The sequence below is a fragment of the Enterobacter sp. 296B2 genome, assembly GCF_034106185.1.
GTDB classification, from domain to species: Bacteria; Pseudomonadota; Gammaproteobacteria; order Enterobacterales; family Enterobacteriaceae; genus Enterobacter; species Enterobacter cloacae_N.
Genome location: NZ_JAWNCA010000012.1, coordinates 1 through 23,211 on the forward strand (window position 1 = coordinate 1; position 23,211 = coordinate 23,211).

General features: G+C 57.6%; 22 protein-coding genes. 11 read left to right on the forward strand and 11 right to left on the reverse strand.

Going from position 1 to position 23,211, the window contains the following annotated elements; translation table 11 throughout:
• The 9 genes from URZ40_RS10995 to URZ40_RS11035 all read right to left on the reverse strand — a co-directional run.
• Positions 1–510: hypothetical protein (locus tag URZ40_RS10995; protein ID WP_320720526.1), on the reverse strand; the 510-nt coding region annotated here is incomplete at its 3' end.
• A gap of 355 nt (positions 511–865) precedes the next feature.
• Positions 866–2,416: a methyl-accepting chemotaxis protein gene (locus URZ40_RS11000; protein ID WP_116339794.1), complete on the reverse strand. Its 1,551-nt coding sequence runs from the start codon at positions 2,414–2,416 to the stop codon at positions 866–868.
• Between the two features lie 89 nt (positions 2,417–2,505).
• Positions 2,506–3,522 carry a LacI family DNA-binding transcriptional regulator gene (locus URZ40_RS11005; protein WP_320720527.1) on the reverse strand — a complete coding sequence of 339 codons (1,017 nt, stop codon included), beginning with the start codon at positions 3,520–3,522 and terminating at the stop codon, positions 2,506–2,508.
• Between the two features lie 28 nt (positions 3,523–3,550).
• Entirely contained in the window at positions 3,551–4,957 is a 1,407-nt protein-coding gene (locus URZ40_RS11010; protein ID WP_320720528.1) for a sucrose-6-phosphate hydrolase, read from the reverse strand.
• Positions 4,957–6,327, reverse strand: coding sequence for a sucrose-specific PTS transporter subunit IIBC (locus URZ40_RS11015; RefSeq protein WP_320720529.1), 1,371 nt, complete (start codon positions 6,325–6,327; stop codon positions 4,957–4,959). The genes URZ40_RS11010 and URZ40_RS11015 overlap by 1 nt, the downstream gene beginning before the upstream one ends.
• Before the next feature lie 66 nt (positions 6,328–6,393).
• Positions 6,394–7,911, reverse strand: coding sequence for a carbohydrate porin (locus URZ40_RS11020; RefSeq protein ID WP_116339786.1), 1,518 nt, complete (start codon positions 7,909–7,911; stop codon positions 6,394–6,396).
• Positions 7,912–8,083: 172 nt separating this feature from the next.
• Positions 8,084–8,974 (reverse strand): aminoimidazole riboside kinase, encoded by an 891-nt coding sequence (locus URZ40_RS11025; protein WP_316379180.1) that lies wholly within the window; start codon positions 8,972–8,974, stop codon positions 8,084–8,086.
• Positions 8,975–9,062: 88 nt separating this feature from the next.
• Positions 9,063–10,274, reverse strand: coding sequence for a diguanylate phosphodiesterase (locus tag URZ40_RS11030; RefSeq protein WP_316379181.1), 1,212 nt, complete (start codon positions 10,272–10,274; stop codon positions 9,063–9,065).
• A gap of 94 nt (positions 10,275–10,368) precedes the next feature.
• A complete protein-coding gene (locus URZ40_RS11035) occupies positions 10,369–11,850 on the reverse strand; it encodes an alpha/beta hydrolase (protein ID WP_320720530.1) in 1,482 nt (493 codons plus the stop codon).
• Positions 11,851–12,116: 266 nt separating this feature from the next.
• Between URZ40_RS11035 and URZ40_RS11040 the strand changes: the two genes are divergently transcribed.
• From URZ40_RS11040 to URZ40_RS11070, 7 genes are read left to right on the forward strand one after another with little or no spacing between them, the layout of a single operon-like run.
• The gene (locus tag URZ40_RS11040) at positions 12,117–12,971 is read left to right on the forward strand and encodes a MurR/RpiR family transcriptional regulator (protein WP_320720531.1); all 855 of its coding nucleotides are present in this window, start codon (positions 12,117–12,119) and stop codon (positions 12,969–12,971) included.
• 12 nt (positions 12,972–12,983) lie between these two features.
• Positions 12,984–13,559, forward strand: a complete 576-nt coding sequence (gene ddpX, locus URZ40_RS11045; protein ID WP_316379184.1) for a D-alanyl-D-alanine dipeptidase — start codon at positions 12,984–12,986, stop codon at positions 13,557–13,559.
• A gap of 14 nt (positions 13,560–13,573) precedes the next feature.
• Complete coding sequence (locus URZ40_RS11050) at positions 13,574–15,106, forward strand: ABC transporter substrate-binding protein (RefSeq protein ID WP_302218321.1); 1,533 nt, start codon at positions 13,574–13,576, stop codon at positions 15,104–15,106.
• Positions 15,107–15,129: 23 nt separating this feature from the next.
• The gene (locus URZ40_RS11055) at positions 15,130–16,152 is read left to right on the forward strand and encodes an ABC transporter permease (RefSeq protein WP_316379185.1); all 1,023 of its coding nucleotides are present in this window, start codon (positions 15,130–15,132) and stop codon (positions 16,150–16,152) included.
• On the forward strand, positions 16,149–17,042 hold the full coding sequence (ddpC, locus tag URZ40_RS11060) for a D,D-dipeptide ABC transporter permease (protein WP_316379187.1): 894 nt from the start codon (positions 16,149–16,151) through the stop codon (positions 17,040–17,042). Before URZ40_RS11055 ends, ddpC begins: the two co-directional genes overlap by 4 nt.
• Positions 17,042–18,028, forward strand: a complete 987-nt coding sequence (locus URZ40_RS11065; RefSeq protein WP_316379188.1) for an ABC transporter ATP-binding protein — start codon at positions 17,042–17,044, stop codon at positions 18,026–18,028. The genes ddpC and URZ40_RS11065 overlap by 1 nt, the downstream gene beginning before the upstream one ends.
• Entirely contained in the window at positions 18,021–18,950 is a 930-nt protein-coding gene (locus URZ40_RS11070) for an ABC transporter ATP-binding protein (protein ID WP_320720532.1), read from the forward strand. Before URZ40_RS11065 ends, URZ40_RS11070 begins: the two co-directional genes overlap by 8 nt.
• Before the next feature lie 140 nt (positions 18,951–19,090).
• Here the strand turns inward: URZ40_RS11070 and URZ40_RS11075 are convergent, their stop codons facing one another.
• Positions 19,091–19,519 carry an OsmC family protein gene (locus URZ40_RS11075; RefSeq protein WP_028013230.1) on the reverse strand — a complete coding sequence of 143 codons (429 nt, stop codon included), beginning with the start codon at positions 19,517–19,519 and terminating at the stop codon, positions 19,091–19,093.
• A 115-nt stretch (positions 19,520–19,634) separates the two neighbouring features.
• Between URZ40_RS11075 and URZ40_RS11080 the strand changes: the two genes are divergently transcribed.
• A complete protein-coding gene (locus URZ40_RS11080) occupies positions 19,635–20,594 on the forward strand; it encodes a hypothetical protein (protein WP_320720533.1) in 960 nt (319 codons plus the stop codon).
• Positions 20,595–20,601: 7 nt separating this feature from the next.
• Here the strand turns inward: URZ40_RS11080 and URZ40_RS11085 are convergent, their stop codons facing one another.
• Positions 20,602–21,477, reverse strand: a complete 876-nt coding sequence (locus tag URZ40_RS11085; protein ID WP_320720534.1) for a LysR family transcriptional regulator — start codon at positions 21,475–21,477, stop codon at positions 20,602–20,604.
• 110 nt (positions 21,478–21,587) lie between these two features.
• On the opposite strand from URZ40_RS11085, the gene URZ40_RS11090 reads away from it, so the two are divergent.
• The 3 genes from URZ40_RS11090 (at position 21,588) to sra (ending at position 23,119) form a co-directional block, all read left to right on the forward strand.
• A complete protein-coding gene (locus URZ40_RS11090) occupies positions 21,588–22,439 on the forward strand; it encodes a Vmh family MBL fold metallo-hydrolase (protein ID WP_320720535.1) in 852 nt (283 codons plus the stop codon).
• A gap of 231 nt (positions 22,440–22,670) precedes the next feature.
• The gene (gene bdm / locus URZ40_RS11095) at positions 22,671–22,886 is read left to right on the forward strand and encodes a biofilm-dependent modulation protein (protein ID WP_013096534.1); all 216 of its coding nucleotides are present in this window, start codon (positions 22,671–22,673) and stop codon (positions 22,884–22,886) included.
• A gap of 95 nt (positions 22,887–22,981) precedes the next feature.
• The gene (gene sra / locus URZ40_RS11100) at positions 22,982–23,119 is read left to right on the forward strand and encodes a stationary-phase-induced ribosome-associated protein (protein ID WP_008501714.1); all 138 of its coding nucleotides are present in this window, start codon (positions 22,982–22,984) and stop codon (positions 23,117–23,119) included.
• Positions 23,120–23,211: the final 92 nt, after the last annotated feature.

The window sequence follows — 23,211 nt, forward strand, 5'->3', positions numbered from 1 at the left end:
GTAATATATACTAGATTTAACATATCCTACTCGAATTAAAAAATAATAACATCTTTCTGCACATTCTATAATATCTCTTTTGTTTTTTTTATCTTTAACAATGTCTAAAGTCTTAAGCTGAAGGTTCCTCCAATAATTATTAGCTGAAAGAGTACCTTTTAATAAATTAAGTAAGGTACGTAATTCCTCTACCGAGTTGGTATTCAGCCTATTTAACGTATAATTTTCATTACCATAAAGCATATCTTTTGCAACTGGATCGTTTTTTATACAGCTCACCAGTTTTTCTAAGAAGTAATCTAATTCGTCACGAGCATTTTTTCTTACTCCTGACTCAACAAGAGAAATTAACTTATAACAATCATCTAAGATTTCCCAAATTGTTGGTTCTATTATTTTCTCAGGGACTGGGGTTCCATCATAAGATAACTCGAGGGAACGCTCTACAAAAAGCAATAAACCAATAGTATTGTCTGATAAAGTCCATTTTTTTAAGTCATTAAACTTCATAATACGTCCTCACGCCAGAGATTAACTTTGTATAACTGGATAATTTTTATGCGATAAAAGCATGACTGTAGAGTCAAAATATCACTTAGTTACAGCCATGAAAAACCCTTATTCATGGAAGGATAACATACTTCTATTAATCGTATCACGCAATAAAAAACGACTAAAAAAAGTAGTTGTTTTTATGTCATATACAATACCACATAATAAAATTAATTAGACCTCGCATACTTTGGTTGATATATTTTCATTTTTTCTTGCTCGCCTCTGTATCGAACTCAATGCGTGAATGGCACTGCCTGTTTTTTTTGACTGCTCTTTAAAAAGGCCCCTTTCAGGAGCCTCCTATCATCAATCAAGCCTGCACCGGCAACCTAAAACTCGAAATACTCCGTGAAAGCTGCTGCGCCTGCTCTTCCAGCGATGCCGCTGCCGCAGCAGACTGCTGCACCAGCGCGGCGTTCTGCTGGGTGACGCCATCCATCTCGGTCACCGCCTGCCCGACCTGGCTGATCCCGCGGCTCTGCTCTTCGGAGGCGACGGAGATCTGCTCCATCAGCGTATTCACTTTATTCACCGACGAAATAATCGAGTCAATCACCTCGCCCGAGCGGCTGACCAGCTCCGCACCGTTTTTCACGCTGGAGACCGACTGCGCAATCAGGCTCTCGATATCCTTGGCTGCCACCGCGCTTTTCTGCGCCAGGGTGCGCACTTCGCTGGCCACGACCGCAAAGCCGCGACCTTGCGTACCGGCGCGCGCCGCTTCAACCGCCGCGTTCAGCGCCAGAATATTGGTCTGGAAAGCGATGCTGTTAATCACGCTGGTAATGTCTTCGATGCGCTTCGAGTTCGCCGCGATGGTGTTCATCGTGTCGATCACTTCACGGGTCACCGCTTCACCGGTGTGGGCATTTTTCACCGCGTCCTGCACCAGTTTACCGGCCTGATAGACGTTGTCGGTATTGTTCGCCACCGTCGCGCTCAGCTCTTCCATGCTGGCCGCCGTCTGGGTTAAGGCGGAAGCCTGCTGCTCGGTACGTGACGCCAGGTCGATATTCCCGGAGGCAATCTCCTGGGCCGCGTGCGTCACGGTATGGCTCGCATCGCGCACCTGGGCGATGGTCGCGAGCAGTGCCTGACGCATCTGCTCCATCGAGCCCATCAGGTGGTCGATTTCGTTATGTGAACTCCCCTTCACCGGCACCGGAGTGTCCAGCTTGCCCGCCGCAATCTGGCTGCAGTGCTCGCGCGCCAGGTTAACCGGGGCAAAGACGAAGCGCTTCATAAAGAGGCTGACCGCGACAATCACCGCCACAAACAGGCAGGCAATAACGGCAATCATCGCCAGGCCGGAGACAAAATTACTGCTCGCATCTTCGTTCAGGCTTTTGGCGTATTTCTGGTGGACCGAAAGCACCTGGTCGAGCACGATTTCGTACTGACGGTCGAGGCGGGAAACTTCCGGGATCAGGGCGTTAAATTTAGCGACATCGTGCGCCGCCGCGGCATCGATCAGCGGTGCCAGCCCCTGGTTGCGGTAGTTTTGCCAGGCGTCCTGATAGGCACTCACCAGCGGCGCTTCATCCGTAAGACGCGGCGAAGCCATAAAGGCCGCAAAGGCATTGTCGGCTTTGGTCAGCGCCTCTTTCACTGCGGCAAGCTTTGCAGACTCGTCTGTCGAGTTGCCCGCTTCCACCATCTTCACGTACTCCATCACCCGCACGCGCAGCGTACGGCTGTGGTTGATGGGGTCAATAATCGACAGCACCACCTGGATCTCTTTGTTCACGTTATCCAGGGAGTTATTACTTTTAATGATGAGGCCAACGCTCGTCACGGTGCTGACGATAAAGAACAAAAGCAGCGAGAACAGGACAATCAGGGACGACTTTTTCAACGACATAAACCAATACCTCAAGGAGAATTATTCCTTATGGTTATCGGCGCTTCCAAAACTTAAATTAATTAAAGTTATTGATGTATCGCGCGGGGCTATACCGCTGGCTTATAGCGCCGCTGCAGAGTGGCATCCAGCTTGCGCTGCAATGTTTGCGGCGTCTCCCCTTCGATCAATTTGCCTATCAGATCAAAGCAGTGCCACGCCAGCTGGCGGTTGTCCTGACGAATGGTATCCACCGGGATCGTCAGCGAATCGTAGAGATAGTGATCGTCGAAGCTGGCTAGCCTGATATCGCTTTGCAGCAGGTTGTGCTGGCCCATATAGCGCAGCACCCCCTCCAGCAGCCCGCAGGCGGCGGTGAACAACGCTTTTGGCGGACGTCCCAGGCGGGCGCAGAGTTCGGCAAACATCTCGTACCCGGAGCTCGGGTGATAGTTGCCGTGAACGATCCACTCGGGGCGCAGCGCCACACCGGCCTCTCGCAGACCTTGCTTAAACCCTTCCAGGCGGTCGCGTGTCGGAGACAGGCGCGGCTGTCCGCCGAGGAAGTAGAACTCATCCGGATGCTGACGCGCAATGTCCGCTACCAGTGCCGTCGTCGGGGTAATGGAGTCGGTGATCACCAGCGGCAGCGCGCTGTCGTTCATGTGGCGGTCAAAAAGCACCACGGGCAGCTGCTCGCTGAGCTTCAGGTAGTCCGCATCATTCAGCATGCTGGAGGCCACAATCAGCCCGTCCACCTGACGCGCCACCATGTTGTTCACCACCACTGTCTCCTGCCCTGGGTTTTCATCGCTGCATGAGATCAGCAGCTGAACGCCGGCCTCGCGGCACAGCGTCTCCAGCTCGTGAGAAAACACGGCAAAACCGTAGTTGGTGATCTCCGGAACGACAAGACCAATGGTGTGGCTGCGGTTATCGCGCAGCGACCGGGCGTGAATGCTGGGCTGATAGTGGTGCTCTTTTGCAATCGCCAGCACACGCTCGCGCGTCTCTTCCGCCACGCGAAGCTCTTTGCTGCGCCCGTTCAGGACCAGGCTGGCGGTGGCTTTTGACACCCCCGCCAGCTCCGCGATGTCTTTGATGGTGACGCGTTTTGTTTTTCTCACAACGACTTAGATCCGGCTGCCAAAACCCTCATTCTATCATGCAGGCGCGCAGCGACCAGTAGCGTAATGTGATGTCGAACGCACCTTCGAATCGTACCCGGGCCGGATGGTCAGGAAAATAGCGGCTGCTCATCACCCCTTCACCGTGATTGACGAAAATTTCAACGCTGGAGCAGTCGCACAGAACGCGTAAATGACGAACCTCCCCCTGCCAGTAGCGGGTCAATGTTTCACCGGTTTTCAGGCTCGCGCGTTCAAGGCGTAAACCCTGCTCATCGACCGTGAGGCGCAGCGCGCCGGCAAAATCGATATTCACCTGCGATGCACCCAGCTCAAACTCCAGGCGCGTCGCGTCCAGTTCCGGCGCCTCGCTGGCGCGCCCCTGCCAGCGCTGCTCATCTTCACGCAGCGCCGCCAGCTCGCGCGCCGGGGTCTGCCAGAGCCTGCCGTCGCTAAAGCGCAATTCTCGCGGGCAGGTCATCTGGTGCATCCAGCCGTGCGCCCGCGTGGGCTGAAGCATCTCTTCCCCGTCCGGTACGCCCATCCAGCCGATCAGAATGCGTCGTCCGTCCTCCGCCAGCGTGGTTTGCGGGGCGTAAAACTCAAAGCCCGCGTCCAGCTCGTGCAGCTCGCCGTGATCGAATGCGGCGTTAGTATAGTCAAACGCCCCGCTCATCCAGGTGGCCGGATAGGTGTTGAGGTAGCGATGCGGCTCGCGCGCCAGCCCCTGCGGGCAGCAGATCAGCACGTGCGTCCCGTCGAGGGCGAACAGGTCCGGGCACTCCCACATGTACCCTGCGTCCGTCAGGCCGTTGACCCCGTGACCGGCGATCTCCCCGCAGGAAGTCCAGGCGTGCAAATCGGCTGATTTAAACAGCAGCACTTTGCCACGCTTTTGCACATCCTGCGCGCCGAGCACCATGTACCACTCCCCGTCGTGTTGCCATACCTTCGGGTCGCGCACGTGTCCGGTGTAGCCTTCCGGCAGCGCCAGCACCGGCCCCAGCTTCTTAAAGGTTCCGTCCGCTTGTTCCTCCGCCAGGCACTGCCAGGCGGTGCGGCTGCCGTCATCAAACTTAACGTTGCCGGTGTAGCACAGCGTGAGGACGCCGTGGTTATCCACGGCGCTACCGGAGTAGCAGCCGTTGCGGTCATACGCTTCGTCGGGCATCAGCGCCAGTGGCTCGTGCCGCCAGTGCACCAGATCCGCAGAGCTCCAGTGTCCCCAGCACTTAAAGCGATGCTCACAGTCCAGCGGGTTCCACTGATAAAACAGATGGTAACGGCCAGCAAACCAGATAAACCCGTTCGGGTCGTTCATCAGCCCCGTCACCGGCGCGGGGTGCCACTGCGGGTAGTGGCTATCCGCCTGCGCGCGGGGCTGCCCTTTCATAACGGCCTGCAGGATCGCAGGCCAGCGGGAAGGTAACGTCATTATTCATAGTCCGTTTTATATTTCAGCAGCAGCGAGACGGTAAACGCCACGCCGAAGGCAATCACCATGCCGATAATATAGTTAAGGAGCGAGCTGGCCTGCACGATAGCCATGCCCGGAATAGCGGTCAGCCCGACGGCGGTCATGTAGACATGCACTGACACCACCCAGGCCCCGCCCGCCGCGCCGCCGATCAGCGCGGCGATAAACGGCTTCACGAAGCGCAGGTTGATACCAAAAATGGCCGCTTCGGTGATGCCCAGCATGGCAGAGAACGCCGACGGTAAGGTAATGGCTTTGATTTTCGCGTCTTTGGTTTTGAACCACACCGCCAGACATGCGCCGCCCTGCGCCACGTTCGCCATGGCCCAGATCGGCAGCAGGAAGTTTACGCCAATCGACGGGTTACCCAGCAGCCCGGCTTCAATCGCGTGGAAGCTGTGGTGAATACCGGTGATCACAATCACCGAGTAAAGTCCGCCGAACAGTAACCCGGCCAACCAGCCCGCGTGTTCAATCAGCGTGCTCAGGATAAAGGAGATGCCGTCGCCCAGCGCGCGCCCCGCCGGGCCGATAATCAGCAAGGCGATAAAACCGGAGATAACGACGGTGAGGAACGGTGTCAAAATCAGATCCAGCGCGTCCGGGATTGCGCGGCGCAGGTTTTTCTCTACGATGCTCATAAACCAGACGGCCAGCAGCACCGGGAATACCGTGCCCTGATAGCCAATCATTGCGATCTCAAGGCCGAAGAAGTTCATAGTGTGGAAGCCGGAGGCCACGCCCCAGGCGTTGGTCAGCGCCGGGTGGGTCAGAATGCCGCCGAGCGTCGCCCCCAGATACGGGTTCCCGCCGAATTCCCGCGCCGCGGTAAAGCCGATCAGGATTGGCAGAATGATAAACGCCGCCGAACTGCACATGTCCAGCATGATGTAGAGGGCATTATCCGCGTTAACCCAGCCGTAGGTTTTCACCATGCCGAGCAGGCCCATCAGCAGGCCGGACGCCACAATCGCCGGAATGATCGGAACGAAGATATTGGAAAGCAAACGCGCAATGCGCTGGAACGGGTTCAGCTTGCGCGCCGCGATATCCGCCGCTTCAGACTTGCTGGACTCGCTAATCCCCGCCGCCTGGATAAACGCGGCGTAGACTTTATTCACCACGCCCGTGCCGAAAATCACCTGCATCTGCCCGGCGTTACGAAAACAGCCTTTTACGCCGTCGACCTTACCGATCGCCTGCTGATCGGCAAGCGCGTCATCGACCAGCACCAGACGAAGACGCGTAGCGCAGTGCGCCGCGCTGGCGATATTTTCCTTACCACCGAGCAGCGGAATAAGCTCGCGGGCGATTTGATTAACATCCATAGATACCTCTGCCTGACTTCTTTTTATGATGTGCGAAACGCCCCCGCCGGGCGGGAGCGTGATGGGTTAAAACCAGGTTTCCATCTGGACCCCAAAGTTCCATTCCCCGCCGGCGTTGAAGCCGCTGCTGCCAAAGGCATCATCGCTGGCGTAATTATCGAGCTTGCTGCTCCAGTCCATCCAGGTGGCAAACAGGCGCAGCTCCGGACGGCTGAAGAAATCGCCGATTTTGCTCGCTTTTAACGTTGGCGCAAAGGTCAGCTTGTAGAAACTGCCGTTGACGGCGTTGCGGTCCTTATAGCCTTCCGGATTTAAGTCCATGTACTGATAGCTTCCCTCAAACGCCAGCGCGAAGTTCTGGGTTACCTCTTTAATCAGGCGGGTGTTGAGCGTCACCCACTCATAGCTGTCGCCCTTGACGTAGCGATCTTTACTGCTCTGCGCCAGCACGGCAGGCGCAACGCTCCAGCCACCGCCGATTGGCGTGACACCGTAACTTGCGAAGCGCCAGGTATCAGCATCAGACAGCAGCGCGCCGTCGGATCCGATGCTTTTTACTTCCGCACCCAGGCCGTGGCCGTACAGCAGCGCCGTTTTGGCACTTCCTTCACGCAGGCCGTAGAAGCTCTCGTTGTGCAGCCCCACCAGGGCATGAACGCCGTTATTTGCCGCGTCGGTTTTGATGAGATCGCCGTTAGCGTCTTTCCGGTCGTCGTTATCCTTCGCCCGCAGACCGCTCACCATCACCTGCAAAGGCCCGGCGAAGTGGTTCATGCTGAGGATGTAGTTCTGAACGTTGTTGTCCGTCTGCTCCACGCTGCCGAAGTTGCGGCCGTAGATCGAGAAGTTGCTGCGCAGCGAATCGTTCCACTTCACGTCGTAGACGCCGCCGCCGGTACCGGCCAGAAACACCACGTCGGAATCCAGCCAGTGAATATCAAAGTTGTCGCGGTCGAAGCGTTTACCCGCCCAGAAGGTACTGCCCTTCAGCGCGCCGGTAAAATCAGGCAGGTTGCCCAGCTCCGCAAAAGCCTGGCGAATGTTGAGATCGCTGGTATCGGCTGACCAGTCGTTATAGGTTCGCTGACCGTCGGCCAGCATCGCCTTGAAGCGCGTGGTCGCCCCGTTATCCAGAGTTTGCTTGTGCTCCAGGTTCAGCTCGACGTAGGTGTCGGCTTCGTTACCCAGACGCCCTACCGCACCGCCGGTTTCCCCGGCCGGGGTCAGGTATGGACCGCTTTTGCTGCTGGAGGCCGCATCGTTCATCAGCAGGCCGGAACGGGCGTAGCCGTGAAACTCAAACCCACTGCTCTGGTCCGCTTTTTTCTCCAGCGCGGTGGTGCGCTGCGCCACCGCCTGGGCCGTGGTTTGCGTCTGCTGCTGGGCGGCTACCAGCTGCTGCGTTTTTTGTTCGGCTTCGGTGGCCCGTTTTTCAGCGACCTGCGCACGCGCTTCAGCAGCCTGAAGGCGCTGCTCCATTGCGGCAAGGCGCGCTTCGATACTTGTCATATCCGTCTGAGCAAAAACAGAGGTACTGCCGGCCAGCATGCCTATCATCACGGCAAGTCTGCGTTTTTTATACATTTTGTCGCATCCCTAAAAGTATTAATCGAATGTGCTAAATTGCTAAACCGGTTTAGGTTGCTGATACTAAACCCCGGAATTTTGGATCGGCAATCTTTTTTGCTAAACCGTTTTAGTAAGTGTGATCGAGGCGACAATTCAGGCCGCCGGTCGGCGGCCCGTGAAGGAAGGATTACAGGTCGTGCTGCCAGGGCAACGCGGTCATCGCCCCCTTTGCCGTAGTGGCTAACGCGCCGCAGCGCTGGGCTAAGGCGATTACCGGGACCAGCTCCTGACCGGCGGCCAGCCCGTAGAGCAGCCCGGCGACGAAGGCATCGCCCGCGCCGGTGGTATCAACGCATTGCACAGGGTTAGCCGGATAGTGTTTCACCTCGCCTTGATGCCAGGCGATAACGCCCTCTTTACCCTGCGTCACCAGCACCAGACGCGCCGGACAGCGCTGCATCAGCGCGTTCAAACCGTCTTGTACATCCGTATCGCCGGTTAAAAACGTCAGTTCCTCAACGGAAAGTTTCACCACGTCGGCGCTCTGCAGGGCCTGTTGCAGGCAGCGACGCAGCGCGTTTTCATCCGGCCAGAGATCAGGGCGAATATTGGGGTCAAAGCTTACATAACCGCCCGCTTTCCGGATGGCGTCCATCGCCTGAAAGGTCGCAGAACGGCTCGGCTCTGCGCTTAACGCGATGGAACAGACGTGCAGCCACTCGCCCGCGCTGAACGTCGGCAGCTCAGCGGGTTCAAGAAACAGATCGGCGCTCGGGCGCACCATGAAGGTAAACGAACGTTCGCCGTGGTCGTCCAGATCGACCACTACCGTAGAGGTGCGGTGCGTCGGGTCAAGGCGCATGTACTTCACGTCGACCCGCTCGTTAGCAAGAGTTTTCGCCATAAAGCGCCCGAAAGGATCGTCGCCAACCCTGCCGATAAACGCGCTCTGACCGCCCAGACGGGCAATGCCCACCGCGACGTTTGCCGGTGCGCCGCCGGGGCACTGCAGTAATTTCCCTTCACCATCGGGCAATAAATCCACTACCGCATCACCAAGTACCCAAATTTTTTCCATGTGACCCTCGAAGCTAAACTATATTAAACCGTTTTAGCTATTTAAGCACAGGCAGGCCAAAGGGGAAATAACGCGGGAGGAAAATTGCCTAACGTTTCAGATGCGGCCAGCGGATATCGCCGACGCCGTTAAGCTGCGGACGAGCAAAAAGAAAGCCCTGGAAGCGGCGGATCCCGGCAGATTCGAGCCAGCACCACTCCTCTAACTTCTCGATCCCTTCGGCCACCAGGGTAATTTCAAGATCGGAGCAGCAGCTGATGATGGAGCGCACAATCGCCTGCTTCGGGCCGCTGAGGTGGATATCGCTAACTATCTCCCGGTCAATCTTAATTTTATCCGGCTGGAACCGGGTCAGCAGCGAAAGACCGGCATAGCCGGAACCAAAATCATCAATTGCCAGCCCAACGCCCTCGCCGCGAAGCTGCTTAATGGCGCTGTTGAACTGGTTAAGTCCGGAGATCATCTCGTTTTCTGTGATTTCAATAACCACCTGCTCCGGCTGAAGCCCATGCTGTTTAATCTGATCAACCAGAAACGCCACTGCGCCAGGAACATTCACCAGCGACATCGGCAGCAGATTGACCGCAATCTTATGGCTGCCAATCCCCAGCTTTTCGGCCAGCGCGAAGGCATACGCTTTCGTCTGTAGATCGACTTCATAAACTTTGGCCGGGTCCAGAGAGCTGAAGAAATGCTCCGGGCTGCCGCCGTCATTGCCGCGGATAAGGGCTTCAAAGGAGCTGATCTTGCCTTCCGAGGGCTCAACAATGGGCTGAAGCGCAAACTGGCAACGCTGGCTGGCAATCAGATCCAGGCTCTCACCCAGAGGCAAGTTTTCCGTTGAGAGCGTCCACTTTGCCGGATCGTAGCGTTCCCCCGACGGGGCCGGACGTTTGCCCATAATAAAGGTCTGAATAAATTTGAACACCCGGTCATCGGATGTCAGATAGCTGTCCAGCCTGCTGTAATTCAGAACCGACTGCAGCACCTCTTTCGGTGACTGCGTCTGCAGATCGAACAGCAGCATACCGACATTTTCAAAACGCCTGCGCGGGCCATAATCCCGCATCAGTTCAACCACCCCACTGTGCCGCTTGTCATCGCGGATTTTATGGAACAGCTTAACCACGCTCTCCTCAGAACCTTCGAGTATTTGCAGCACGTCACTGCCCTTTGCGAGCAAAACCCCGGTGATATTCAGATTGGCATTGCGGATCCGGGCGTGCTCCACCAGCTCCCTCAGCACGGAGGACTGACAGGATAATTTTAACTGGCTTCGGTAAATCAGCGTGGTCAGCACAAAAAGGTGTTCCGATGAATGAAAGGTGCCTTAAAGCTACTGTTTAACATACTTTAACAATGTGACCTAACACATTCACACCACGTATAGAACGCTACTTTTTCTCGTCGCCAATCCGGCTGTTAATCCTCTCCTGCATATAGCCATAAAACGGGTTTGAGGTGACCCGCATCAGCGCCTCTTTTCCGACGCTCAGCACGGACGTTTCTCCCCACAGCGCAATCGTCCCCAGGCTGATGCCATAGCGGTTTTTCACCCCAGGTTCGCGACCATAGAGATCGTCATCCGGCGGGAACGGCACCGCAACGTGCGACAGGGAATAGACATCCTGCGGCCAGGCCTGCGCAAGCGGCACAACCGTCTCCCGCATGCTGCCTGCCGGGGTGGTTTTCGCCACCGTCGAGAAACTGTGCTCGCTGGCATTGGTGATAATCGTGACACTGTAACGTCTCTGCGCAACCGGCAGAAGCGCCGAGGTTGCTGTCCACGACGACGGCTTGAACAGCGGACGGAAGCTGGCCGCCTGGTTGATATCAAACACCACCAGTTCGCTGCCGTTTGCCGGAAGCTGGTCAAACAGGCCGGTCACCACCGCGCGGGTGCTGACCGTGGAATCCATGACCGACTGGAACGCCAGCACCGGCGGCAAATTCGCCAGCCTGTTCTCCCGCGCCTCGCGGCCTGTCTGCTCCTGCAGGGCCTTCGTCAACAGCCAGGACTGGCGGGCGGCGTTCACCGGGAACGAGTTGTATTTATACGGGTTATATTCCGGGGAGATATTCAACCACGCCGCTTTGGCAAACGCCGGCAGCAGCGCCGGTAATCCGGCGAAACCGGCAAAGCGCGCAAAGGCCGTCACACCGATCATCGGTGAAAGCAGTACCACCTGCTGCGGTCGACGAAGCGCAGGCGATTCCAGCGCATCGAGGGCATATTTCATCGCCAGCGCCCCGCCGTTGGAGTAGCCCACCAGATGCAGAGGCACGTTCTCCCCCGTCAGGCGCGTGGCTTCCCGCACCGCAAGACGCGTTGCGGCGAGCCACATCTCCCAGTCAACGTCCGTCAGCGCACCGGGCGCGGTGCCGTGTCCGGGCAGGCGCGGAACCACGGCCACAAAGCCGCGCTGCTGATAGTTCTCGGCGAGGTGCCTGACGCTGTAAGGCGAATCCGTCAGCCCGTGCAGCAACACCACCGCGCCGCGCGGCTTCCCGGCAGGCATCAGCACAAAGGAGCGGTTGGCATCGGGCGTAAACTGCCCCGGCCATACCAGGCTCTGGCGATAATAACGGTTTAGCGGCGTTTGTTCCTCGCGCCCCGTTTTCGCCGTCACGGCGTTATCGAGATCGGCGAAAATGGCGTTTTCCCGGGCGACATAACCGGCAAAGTCGGCGTTATCCATTTCACGTACGGACATCTCATCTGCCCGCCAGGTGTGCCATAGGTGCAGTTCCGGCCCCTGCTGCGAGAGATAAACCCGCACCGCCAGCAGGACGACCAGGACGATCCCCACGACCATCCCTGTTTTCTTTGCAAGCGCCACCAGGCGCATGCTGATTCGCCAGGGCAAATTCGCCATGCCGGGATCCCTTTAAAATTCACAGTACATCTATCTTATCAAAAATGTGAACGGGCTGACGTATTCACCAAATTCATACCTGCCGCGTCAGCCACTGCACCAAAAGTGAACTACGCTGCACAAATGTTGATCATCGGTTAACTAAATATTGCATGAAGTTTACAGCGCAGCGGGCTTTGACCGCCCTGTGAACATGGCACGCGTCGTGCATTGTTAACCGGATAACACTCATCCAGCTTTTGACAGCCAGTTAACAGCGAGGCGGTATGACGACGAAACCAGAGATGTTGAGCCGTATCGAAGCGACGTTCAGCCAGCTTACGCCCAGCGAAAAGCGGGTGGGAAGCTGGCTGCTGGCGCACGCCGCGCAAATCCCGTTTGAAACGGCAGAGAGCGTCGGCCAGGCGAGCGGAACCAGCGGAATTACCGTCGGACGCTTCCTGCGCAAGCTGGGGTATCGCAACCTGGAAGATGCCAAAAAAAGCCTGCGCGATCCGTATCAGCCCTGGGGTATGAACGAGCGGCTGGACTCCTGGCAGCAGCAGCCCCCCCTGCCCAACCGCCTTCAGCACGCCCTGGCGCTGGAGGTGGACGCTATCGCGCAGGTGTATCAGCTGGCACAAACGGACGCCTTCCGGCAGGTGGTGAACAACCTCGCCCACGCCGACGCGGTGTTTGTGCTGGGGATCCAGTCCACGCGCGGGATTGCCAACGCCTTCTTCAGCCACCTCGAATATCTCCGTCCGCGCGTGAGCTATTCGGAGGGGGCTTCCGGCAGCTGGGTTGAATCCCTGAACTCGGGTTTTTCGCACCCTTATGTTGTGCTGACCGACACGCGCACCTACTCGGCGATGGCCCGCCAGTACTGCCGCGTCGCCAGCGAGAAAGGCATTCCGCTGGCCTTGATCACCGACATCTGGTGCCCGTGGGCGCGGGATTACCCGATGGATTTACTGCAGGTGAAAACCGATACCGGTCATTTCTGGGATTCACTTGCCCCCGTGAGCTGTCTGTTCAACCTGCTGCTGTCGGGCGTGGTGGAAGCGCTGGGTGATGCACTCCCGGCGCGCCTGGCGGTAAACCGACAATTACAACAAGAGTTTGGTCAATTCGAACGCTAAAGGAGCGGAGCTATGCCCGAAGAGAGTGAACTGATTGATGTGGCGAAGACGTTTCCCACGCTGCACATCGATCTGAAGTACGCCACCGCCGACAACATCACCGGCCGCCCGATCTATCAGGAGGCGCTGTGCCTGCTGCATACCGACGCGGCCACCGCGCTGGCAAAAGCCATCAGCATTGCCGCGCTGGCCGGGCTGAAGCTGGTGGTCTACGACGCCTATCGCCCGCAGCAGGCGCAGGCCCAGCTGTGGGACGCCTGCCCGAACCCGGAATACGTGGTCGACGTGGCGATTGGCTCTAATCACAGCCGCGGGACGGCCATCGACGTCACCCTGATGGACGAACATAACCGCGTGCTGGATATGGGCGCCGGCTTTGACGAAATGCATGACCGATCGCATCCCTATCACCCTTCCGTACCCCCGCATGCCCAGCGCAACCGTCTGCTGCTGAACGCCATCATGTTCGGCGGCGGTTTTGTGGGGATTAGCAGCGAATGGTGGCACTTCGAACTGCCGAACGCTGCCAGCTACCCGCTGCTGGAAGACCGTTTTGCCTGTTTTCCCCTGACGCACACCTCTCTTTAACCTGGAGCTCTGCCATGAAAACAACGCTTCTCACAACCCTGATTGCCGCCACGCTGGTTTTAAGCACCCCGCTGGCGCTGGCTGCCGTTCCGAAAGACATGCTGGCAATCGGTAAAGCCGCCGATCCGCAAACGCTCGATCCTGCCATCACCATTGATAACAACGACTGGACCGTCACCTATCCGTCCTACCAGCGTCTGGTCAAGTACAAGCCCGGCTCTACCGAGGTGGAGGGCGATCTGTCGACGGGCTGGAAGGCATCCGACGACCAGAAAGAGTGGACCTTTACCCTGGCGGATAACGCCAAATTCTCCGACGGTACGCCGGTCACCGCCGAGGCGGTCAAGCTCTCCTTTGAGCGCCTGCTGAAGCTCGGCCAGGGGCCGTCTGAAGCCTTCCCGAAAGATCTAAAAATTGATGCCGTGGATGACCACACGGTGAAATTCACCCTCAGCCAGCCGTTCGCGCCTTTCCTCTACACGCTCGCAAACGACGGGGCGTCTATCATTAACCCGGCGGTGCTGAAGGCCAATGCCGCTGACGATGCGCGCGGTTTTCTGGCGCAAAACACCGCCGGCTCCGGGCCGTTTATGCTCAAAAGCTGGCAGAAAGGCCAGCAGCTGATCCTGGTGCCTAACCCCCACTGGCCGGGCGACAAGCCGCACTTTAAGCGCGTCTCGGTGAAAATTATCGGCGAGAGCGCCTCGCGCCGACTGCAGCTTTCCCGCGGCGATCTGGACATTGCCGACTCCCTGCCGGTCGATCAGCTCGCGGCCCTGAAGCAGGAAGGCAAAGTCGCCGTCGCCGAATACCCGTCCCTGCGCGTGACCTATCTCTACCTCAACAACAGCAAAGCGCCGCTCAATCAGGTGGATTTACGCCGGGCTATCTCCTGGGCGACGGATTACCAGGGGATGGTAAAAGGCATTCTGAGCGGCAACGGCAAGCAGATGCGCGGCCCGATCCCGGAAGGTATGTGGGGCTTTGACGCCGCGGCAATGCAGTACAGCTTCGACGAGGCCAAAGCCAAAGCGGCGCTGGAGAAGGTCAAAGACAAACCCGCCAGCCTGACCTTCCTCTACTCGGACAACGATCCAAACTGGGAGCCAATCGCCCTCTCCACTCAGGCCAGCCTCGGCAAGATCGGCATTAACGTCAAGCTGGAGAAACTGGCCAATGCCACCATGCGCGATCGCGTCGGCAAAGGCGATTACGACATCGCCATCGGCAACTGGAGCCCGGACTTTGCCGACCCGTACATGTTTATGAACTACTGGTTCGAATCGGACAAAAAAGGGCTGCCGGGCAACCGCTCGTTCTATGAGAACAAAGAGGTGGATTCGCTGCTGCAGGCCGCGCTGAAAACGACTGACCAGGCGGAACGCACCAAAGATTACCAGCAGGCACAAAAGGTGGTCATCGACGAAGCGGCCTACGTCTATCTGTTCCAGAAAAACTACCAGCTGGCGATGAACAAAGAGGTCAAGGGCTTCACCTTTAATCCGATGCTGGAGCAGGTATTCAACATCGCCACCATGAGTAAATAACGGTTCTCGCTGGGGGAAAGCGTATGACGTTCTGGAGCATAGTGCGCCAGCGCTGCTGGGGGTTACTCCTGGTGGTGGCCGGTGTCTGTATTATTACCTTTATTATTTCACACCTGATCCCCGGCGATCCGGCCCGTCTGCTGGCAGGCGACCGCGCCAGCGACGAAATCGTGCAGAACATCCGCCAGCAGTTAGGGCTGGACCAGCCCCTGTATGTTCAGTTTGGCCGCTACTTGGACGCCCTGGCCCACGGTGATTTAGGCACATCCATCCGTACCGGACGCCCGGTTGCGGAAGACCTGAAGGCCTTTTTCCCCGCCACGCTGGAGTTGGCCTTTTGTTCTCTGCTGCTGGCGCTGGTGATCGGCGTGCCGCTGGGGATTTTGTCGGCGGTCTACCGCAACCGCTGGCTGGATCACCTGGTGCGTTTAATGGCGATGACCGGGATCTCCACCCCGGCCTTCTGGCTTGGGCTGGGCGTCATTGTGCTGTTCTACGGGCACCTGCAGCTTCTGCCCGGCGGCGGCAGGCTGGATGACTGGCTTGACCCGCCGACCCACGTCACCGGGTTTTATCTTCTGGACGCCCTGCTGGAGGGCAACGGTGAGGTGTTCTTTAACGTGCTGCAGCACCTGATTTTACCCTCGCTGACGCTGGCGTTTGTTCACCTGGGGATTGTCGCGCGCCAGGTGCGCTCGGCGATGCTGGAGCAGCTCAGCGAGGACTACATCCGCACCGCGCGCGCCAGCGGCCTGCCCGGCTGGTACATCGTCCTGCGCTACGCCCTGCCCAATGCCATGATCCCGTCCATTACCGTGCTCGGGCTGGCGCTGGGCGATCTGCTTTACGGTGCCGTACTGACCGAGACCGTCTTTGCCTGGCCGGGCATGGGCGCCTGGGTGGTGACGTCCATTCAGGCGCTCGATTTCCCGGCAGTGATGGGCTTTGCGGTCGTCGTTTCGCTGGCCTACGTGCTGGTTAATCTGGTGGTCGATCTGCTTTACCTGTGGATTGACCCGCGAATCGGGCGCGGAGGTGCCGAATGATGTTAACGCAGGAAACACCCGTTCCGGTGATAACCGCCAGACAACGCGTCAACTGGGCAAAGCTGTTCTGGATGCTGCGTCAAAGCCCGCTCACGATCGTTGGCGGCGTCATTATGATTGCGATGCTCTTTCTGATGGTGGCCTCACCGTGGATTGTGCCGCATGACCCGAACGCACTGGATCTGACCGCCCGCCTGCAGGCGCCGTCTGCGCAGCACTGGTTTGGTACCGATGAGGTAGGACGCGATCTGTTCAGCCGCGTGCTGACGGGAAGCCAGCAGTCGATTACCGCCGGGCTGGCGGTCGTGGTGATTGCGGGCGGCATTGGCTCACTGCTGGGCTGTTTGTCCGGTGTACTGGGCGGGCGCGGTGACGCCATCATCATGCGGGTGATGGACATTATGCTCTCCATTCCCTCTCTGGTACTGACCATGGCGCTGGCCGCCGCGCTCGGTCCGAGCCTGTTCAACGCCATGCTGGCGATTGCGATTGTCCGCATCCCGTTTTACGTCCGCCTGGCACGCGGGCAAACCCTGGTGGTGCGCCAGTTTACCTACGTGCAGGCCGCACGCACCTTTGGCGCTTCCCGCTGGCATTTGATCCGCTGGCATATCCTGCGCAACGCCCTGCCGCCACTGATTGTGCAGGCTTCGCTGGATATCGGCAGCGCCATTTTGATGGCCGCCACGCTGGGGTTTATTGGCCTGGGCGCGCAGCAGCCCACTGCCGAATGGGGCGCGATGGTGGCCGTGGGCCGTAACTACGTCCTGGACCAGTGGTGGTACTGCGCGTTTCCCGGTGCGGCGATTTTGATTACTGCCGTGGGCTTTAACCTGTTTGGTGACGGCATCCGCGATCTGCTGGACCCGAAATCGGGAGGAAAACAGTGATGACCGAATCGGTACTCAATATTGAAGACCTGCACCTGAGCTTCCCGATTTTTCGCGGTGAGGTTCATGCGCTGAACCACGTCTCGCTGGAGATCGGCAGGGGCGAAATTGTCGGTGTGGTGGGCGAATCAGGGTCGGGCAAATCCGTTACCGCCATGCTCGCCATGCGCCTGCTGCCGGAGGGCAGCTACCGTATTCATCACGGTCAGGTGAGATTACTCGGTGAAAACGTCCTGACGGCGTCCGAGAAACAGCTCCGTCAGTGGCGCGGCGCTAAAGTGGCGATGATTTTTCAGGAGCCGATGACCGCTCTCAACCCGACGCGGCGGATTGGCAAACAGATGGTGGAGGTGATCCGCCAGCATCAGCCGCTTTCCCGGCGCGAGGCGCAGCAGAAGGCGATCGCCCTGCTGGAAGAGATGCAAATCCCGGACGCGAAACAGGTCATGGATCGTTATCCGTTTGAACTCTCCGGCGGCATGCGCCAGCGGGTGATGATTGCCCTTGCCTTCTCCTGCGAGCCGGAGCTGATCATCGCCGACGAGCCAACCACCGCGCTGGACGTTACCGTCCAGCTCCAGGTGCTGCGGTTGCTTAAGCATAAGGCGCGGGCCAGCGGCACCTCGGTGCTGTTCATCAGCCATGATATGGCCGTGGTGTCGCAGCTCTGCGACAGAATGTACGTGATGTATGCCGGCAGCGTGATCGAGAGCGGCGCCACGCAAACGCTGATCCACCGCCCTGTGCATCCCTATTCCATTGGGCTGCTGCAGTGCGCGCCGGAACACGGCCAGCCGCGCGCCCCGCTTCCCGCCATCCCCGGCACGGTGCCCAACCTCAGCGAGCTTCCGCAGGGTTGCGCGTTCCGCGAGCGCTGCTTTGCCGCCGGGGCGAAATGCAGCGAAACCCCGCGCTTAGTGCCCACTGGCGCAGAAGGCCAACAGGCTGCCTGCTGGTATCCACAACGGGAGAAACACCATGTCTGATGTACTGCTGGAACTGGATAGCGTGCACGTGAACTTTGCGGCGCGTAAAAACTGGCTGGGCCGCGTGACGGAACATGTCCATGCGCTTAACGGGCTGGACCTTGAGATCCGTCGGGGTGAAACGCTCGGCATCGTCGGGGAATCCGGCTGCGGGAAAAGCACGCTGGCCCAGCTGCTGATGGGCATGCTGAAGCCCAGCACCGGCGCGTGCCTGCGGACGCACCACGCGGGCGGCATGCAGATGGTATTTCAGGATCCGCTCTCCTCGCTCGACCCGCGGTTGCCGGTCTGGCGCATCATCACCGAGCCGGTGTGGGTGCAAAAACGCAGCAGCGAGCGCGAGCGCCGTCAGCTGGCGGAGGATCTGGCGCTGCAGGTGGGCATTCGCCCGGAATATCTCGACAGACTGCCGCACGCCTTCTCCGGCGGGCAGCGCCAGCGCATCGCCATCGCCCGTGCGCTCTCGTCCGACCCTGATATTATCGTGCTTGATGAACCCACCAGCGCGCTGGATATCTCCGTGCAGGCGCAAATCCTCAACCTGCTGGTGACCCTGCAGCAGCAACGTAATCTGACCTACGTGTTGATCTCGCATAACGTCTCGGTGGTCAGACACATGAGTGATCGCGTGGCGGTAATGTATCTTGGGCAGATTGTTGAGCTGGGCAGCGCCGCGCAGGTGCTTGGCGAGCCGCGCCATCCCTATACTCGCCTGCTGCTCGACTCGGTTCCCCGCACCGGTGAACCGCTGGATGAAACGCTGGCGTTACGCAAAACGGAGCTTCCCGGCAACCGTCATCTGCCCGAAGGCTGTTTTTTCCGCGACCGCTGCCCGATGGCAGCGCAGGGGTGTGAACGTCCCCAGCCGTTACAGCCCTCACGCGAGGGCCGTAACGTTCGCTGCTGGCGTAATCTGGGTTAATTACTTCTTGTTACAGCTGTTTTACCCGGCTGTATTTTTCAGGATCACGTCGCTGCAGCTGAAGAAGGATTTCAGAAGGGAATTGATTAAGGGTTTTTTCGCTACATAAAAAAATAGCCGGGTCTTAACCCGGCTCATGCTTAGTTGAGTTTATAGTCCAGCGTGATCTCGGCTTTCAGGAGCTGCGACACCGGACAGCCCGCTTTGGCTTTCTGAATAATGCCGTCAAACTGCTGTGGCGCAATGCCCGGAACGGTTACCTTGCTTTGCAGTGCAACCTTGGTGATGGCAAAGCCGCCGTCGGTTTTATCCAGAGAGACGTCCGCGGTCGTATCAATCGAATCAGCGGTATAGCCCGCTTCTCCGAGCATCAGCGACAGCGCCATTGAGAAGCAGGCCGCGTGTGCCGCACCGATCAGCTCTTCGGGGTTGGTCCCCTTTTCACCCTCAAAGCGGGTGTTAAAGCCGTAAGGCTGTTGATTGAGAACGCCGCTCTCGGTGGAAACCGTTCCTTTTCCGCGCTTAATGTCGCCAGACCAGTGTGCCGAACCGTGCTTATGAATCGTCATTCTTGCTCTCCTTTTGGCTTACAAAGGGTTAAGTATAGACTACGCATCTGACACGCCCAGGAACACAGACGATTCCGGGACTTTCACCTGCTGTACCGACAACAAGGATAACGATATGACGCTAAAAATCAGGATGGCCGTCGCGGTAACCACGCTGGCTCTCTCATTGTCTTCACTGGCCAAAACGCCGGAGAACTTTATCTATACCAGTTCGGGCGACCTCGACGCGGCGCTCCCGCTTGTTGCGCGTAGCGACATCGGCGGCGTGCAGATCGTGTACAACTGGCGCCTGCTTGAACCCGAGAAGGACAGCTATGACTTCACGCGAATTGAGCAGGATCTGGCGCGCGTTAAATCCGCCCGGAAAAAACTCTTTATTCAGATCCAGGATCGTTTTTTTGAGCCGGACGCCCGCTACGTGCCGGACTATCTGATGCACGATAAGCAATACAACGGCGGGATTGCGCCGCAGTTCGATAACCCCGGCGAAGGCAAGCCTGTCGGCGCGGGATGGGTAGCGCGTCAGTGGGACCCCACGGTGCGCCAGCGCTACCAGGCATTGCTGGCAGCGCTCGCAAAACGCTTTGACGGCGAGGTGTATGGCGTAAACCTGCCTGAAACCGCCATTGATATCGACGAAAAAAATCCGCCAGCGGGGTTTACCTGCGACAGCTATTTCGCAGGGGAGATGGAAAATCTGGCCTTTGCGCGCAAGGCTTTTCAGAAATCACAAGTGGTGCAATACGTGAACTTCTGGCCGTGCGAGTGGGACAATGACCACAACTACATGGGACGTCTTTTTGCGTATGCCAGCGCCAATAATATCGGCCTGGGCGGGCCGGACATTGTTCCCAACCGCAAGGCACACATGAAGAATGCCTATCCCTTCTTCCATAAAAATAAACAGACGCTGCCGCTCATCGCCATGGCGGTTCAGGAACCGACCCTGACCTATAAGAATCCACAGACCGGTAAGCCTTTTACCAAAGCGGAATTTGTCCGCTTCGGCGAAAGCTATCTCGGGGCCGATATTATTTTCTGGAGCACGGCGTCTCCCTGGCTAAAGGCGAAGTAATCCCTTCTTATGCCAGGTAGCGCGAAAGTTCATCGAGGAACACGCGCAGCGCGGCAGGCTGATACTCCCGGGACTGATAAATGCCATGGATGGCAAGCGGTTTCGGCTTAAGCGCCTCCAGCACCGGCACCAGCAATCCCTTCTCCAGCGCGGCACGCGCTTCGCGCTCCGGCAGCATGGCAATGCCGCAGTGCTCGATCGCCGCGTCCATCAGCAGCGAAGAGATGCTGGCGCTCAGGTTGCCGCTGACGGCCACGCTCAGGCTTTCGCCTTCCGGCGTAAGGAAGTGCCAGGACTGGCCGGCGAAAAAGCTGTAGTGCAGGCAGTTGTGCTGCGCTAATTCTTCGGGGCTGGCGGGTGTTCCGTGCTGCGCCAGGTACGCCGGCGAGGCGCAGAGTACGGAGCGACACTCCCCCAGCCGGCGGGCAATCATGCCGGGTTCGGGGGTATCCGTAATGCGCACGGCGACGTCTATGCGCTCTCCCACAAGGCTGACCGGGTGATTGTTCACGTCCAGCTCGATGCGCAGCTGCGGGTAGCGTGAGAGCAGTCCGGGCAGCACGGGCGCAATCAGGTGCATCGCGGTAAAGTGCGCGCAGGCCACCCGCAGCGTGCCGGACGGCAAATCTTTTACCGACTGACCTTCGATTTCCTGCGAGATCTGCGAGAGCGTCCGCGTTTTTTGCAGCACCTTTTCCCCCGCCGCGGTCAGCGTTAGCTTGCGCGTGGAGCGGTTTACCAGCCGCGTACCCGCCCACTTCTCCATTTGTTCCAGGTAGCGGCTCACCATCGGCCGGGAAATGCCCAGCGCGCGCGCCGCCGCGCTCAAACTTCCCAGCTCGCATATCCGGTTGTAGACCTGAGCGGCAATAACGCGATCCATAAAAGCTCCATCTGCTCGATTTATGAAACTAAGCATGTCTTGTTTCAGGAATTCTGGCAAATGAGAATATCCGTACAATAGCGATATTCCTGAACAACTGAGACAACAGCATGAAACTCACTCATATTGCCCTGCTTTCCACCCTTTTCGCTCCGGCTGCTTTTGCCGCACCGTTGACCATTGATACCTATAACCCGCAGGAAAAAGGCATTTTCGCGGTCTCCTCCACGCTGGTGTCCGGCCCGAAAGAGGCAGTGCTGTTTGACGCGCAGTTCAGCGTGAAGGATGGCGAAGCGCTGGTAGAGAAAATTCGCCGCAGCGGTAAGACCCTGAATAAGATTGTGATCACCGCCGGCGATCCGGATTTCTACTTTGGCCTGCAGCCGCTGGTGAAAGCCTTCCCGAATGCCAAAGTGGTGGCCACGCAGCAGGTGGTTGACCATATTAAGGCCACCAAAGACGCCAAGCTCGCCTTCTGGGGCCCGCAGATGAAGGACGGCGCGCCGACTAAGCTGGTGGTGCCGCAGGTGCTCGCCTCCACCACGTTCATGATTGACGGTGAAAAGATCGATATCGAGCAGCCGGACAGCTACGCGGCCTATGTGTGGATCCCGTCTGCAAAAACGATCCTTGGCGGCACCGGCGTCTCCTGGGGCATTCACGTCTGGACGGCAGATACCCAGACGCCGGCTCGCCGTCAGCAGTGGCAGCAAACCCTGGACAATATGGCCGCGCACAAACCTGAACGCGTGATCCCGGGCCACTATCTGGGTACTCCGCCTGCAGGAACCGGGGCGATTGATTTTACCCGTGGCTATCTGCAGCATTTTGAACAGGCGTTATCGGCACATAAAGACTCAGCGGGCGTCATCGGTACCCTGAAAAAACAGTATCCGGGCCTGGCTGAAGAGAGCTCTCTGGAATTAAGCGCCAAAGTGAATACTGGCGAAATGAAGTGGTAATTTAAAAACGGCTCCTGCTATATTTTCGTGATGGCAGGAGCTCCCAAAAATATCCTCACCGCTACACATCAATATATCCCCACATTTTAAAAGCGCATAAAAGCATACACTTATGTCGTTTTTATTTCTAAGATGAATCTGAGCCACAACCGGGAAAATATTTGCCATTCTGTTTATGAATTAAATTTTTTGCGAGCCGTACCATTAAACAGACAACGACACGGAGGCAGCATGTTTACTTATTACCCGGCTAATACCGCAGCAGCACAACCTGAACTCGTTAACGCGATTGCGCAGGGTCTTCACGCCGAGCACGGTGCTGTGACTGAAGATGACATTTTGATGGAACTGACCAAATGGGTGGAGTCCACGGATAATGACATCCTCAGTGACATCTACCAGCAGACCATTAACTACGTCGTCAGCGGGCAAAACGCACCTTTGTAAAAACCTGCTAAGCTGGATCTGCAACCTAAGGGGTTACATTTCGTTTGCGAAAGCAAACTGGTCCTTAAAACTATCAACAGGATTGAGGAGTTAACATGAAATCGAACCGTCAGGCACGCCACATTCTGGGACTGAACTACAAGCTTTCTAATCAGCGTAAAGTGGTGATTGAAGGCGACCACGAAACGCAGGTCACTCACGCCACCGGCAGAAAACGCCACGCGGGCAAGTAAGTTCCAGACTAAGATCCAGAACACCATCGGCAAAACCGATGGTGTTTTTGTTTATGTGTTGCGGTAATTAATATTTAGCTCCTTTATAATAC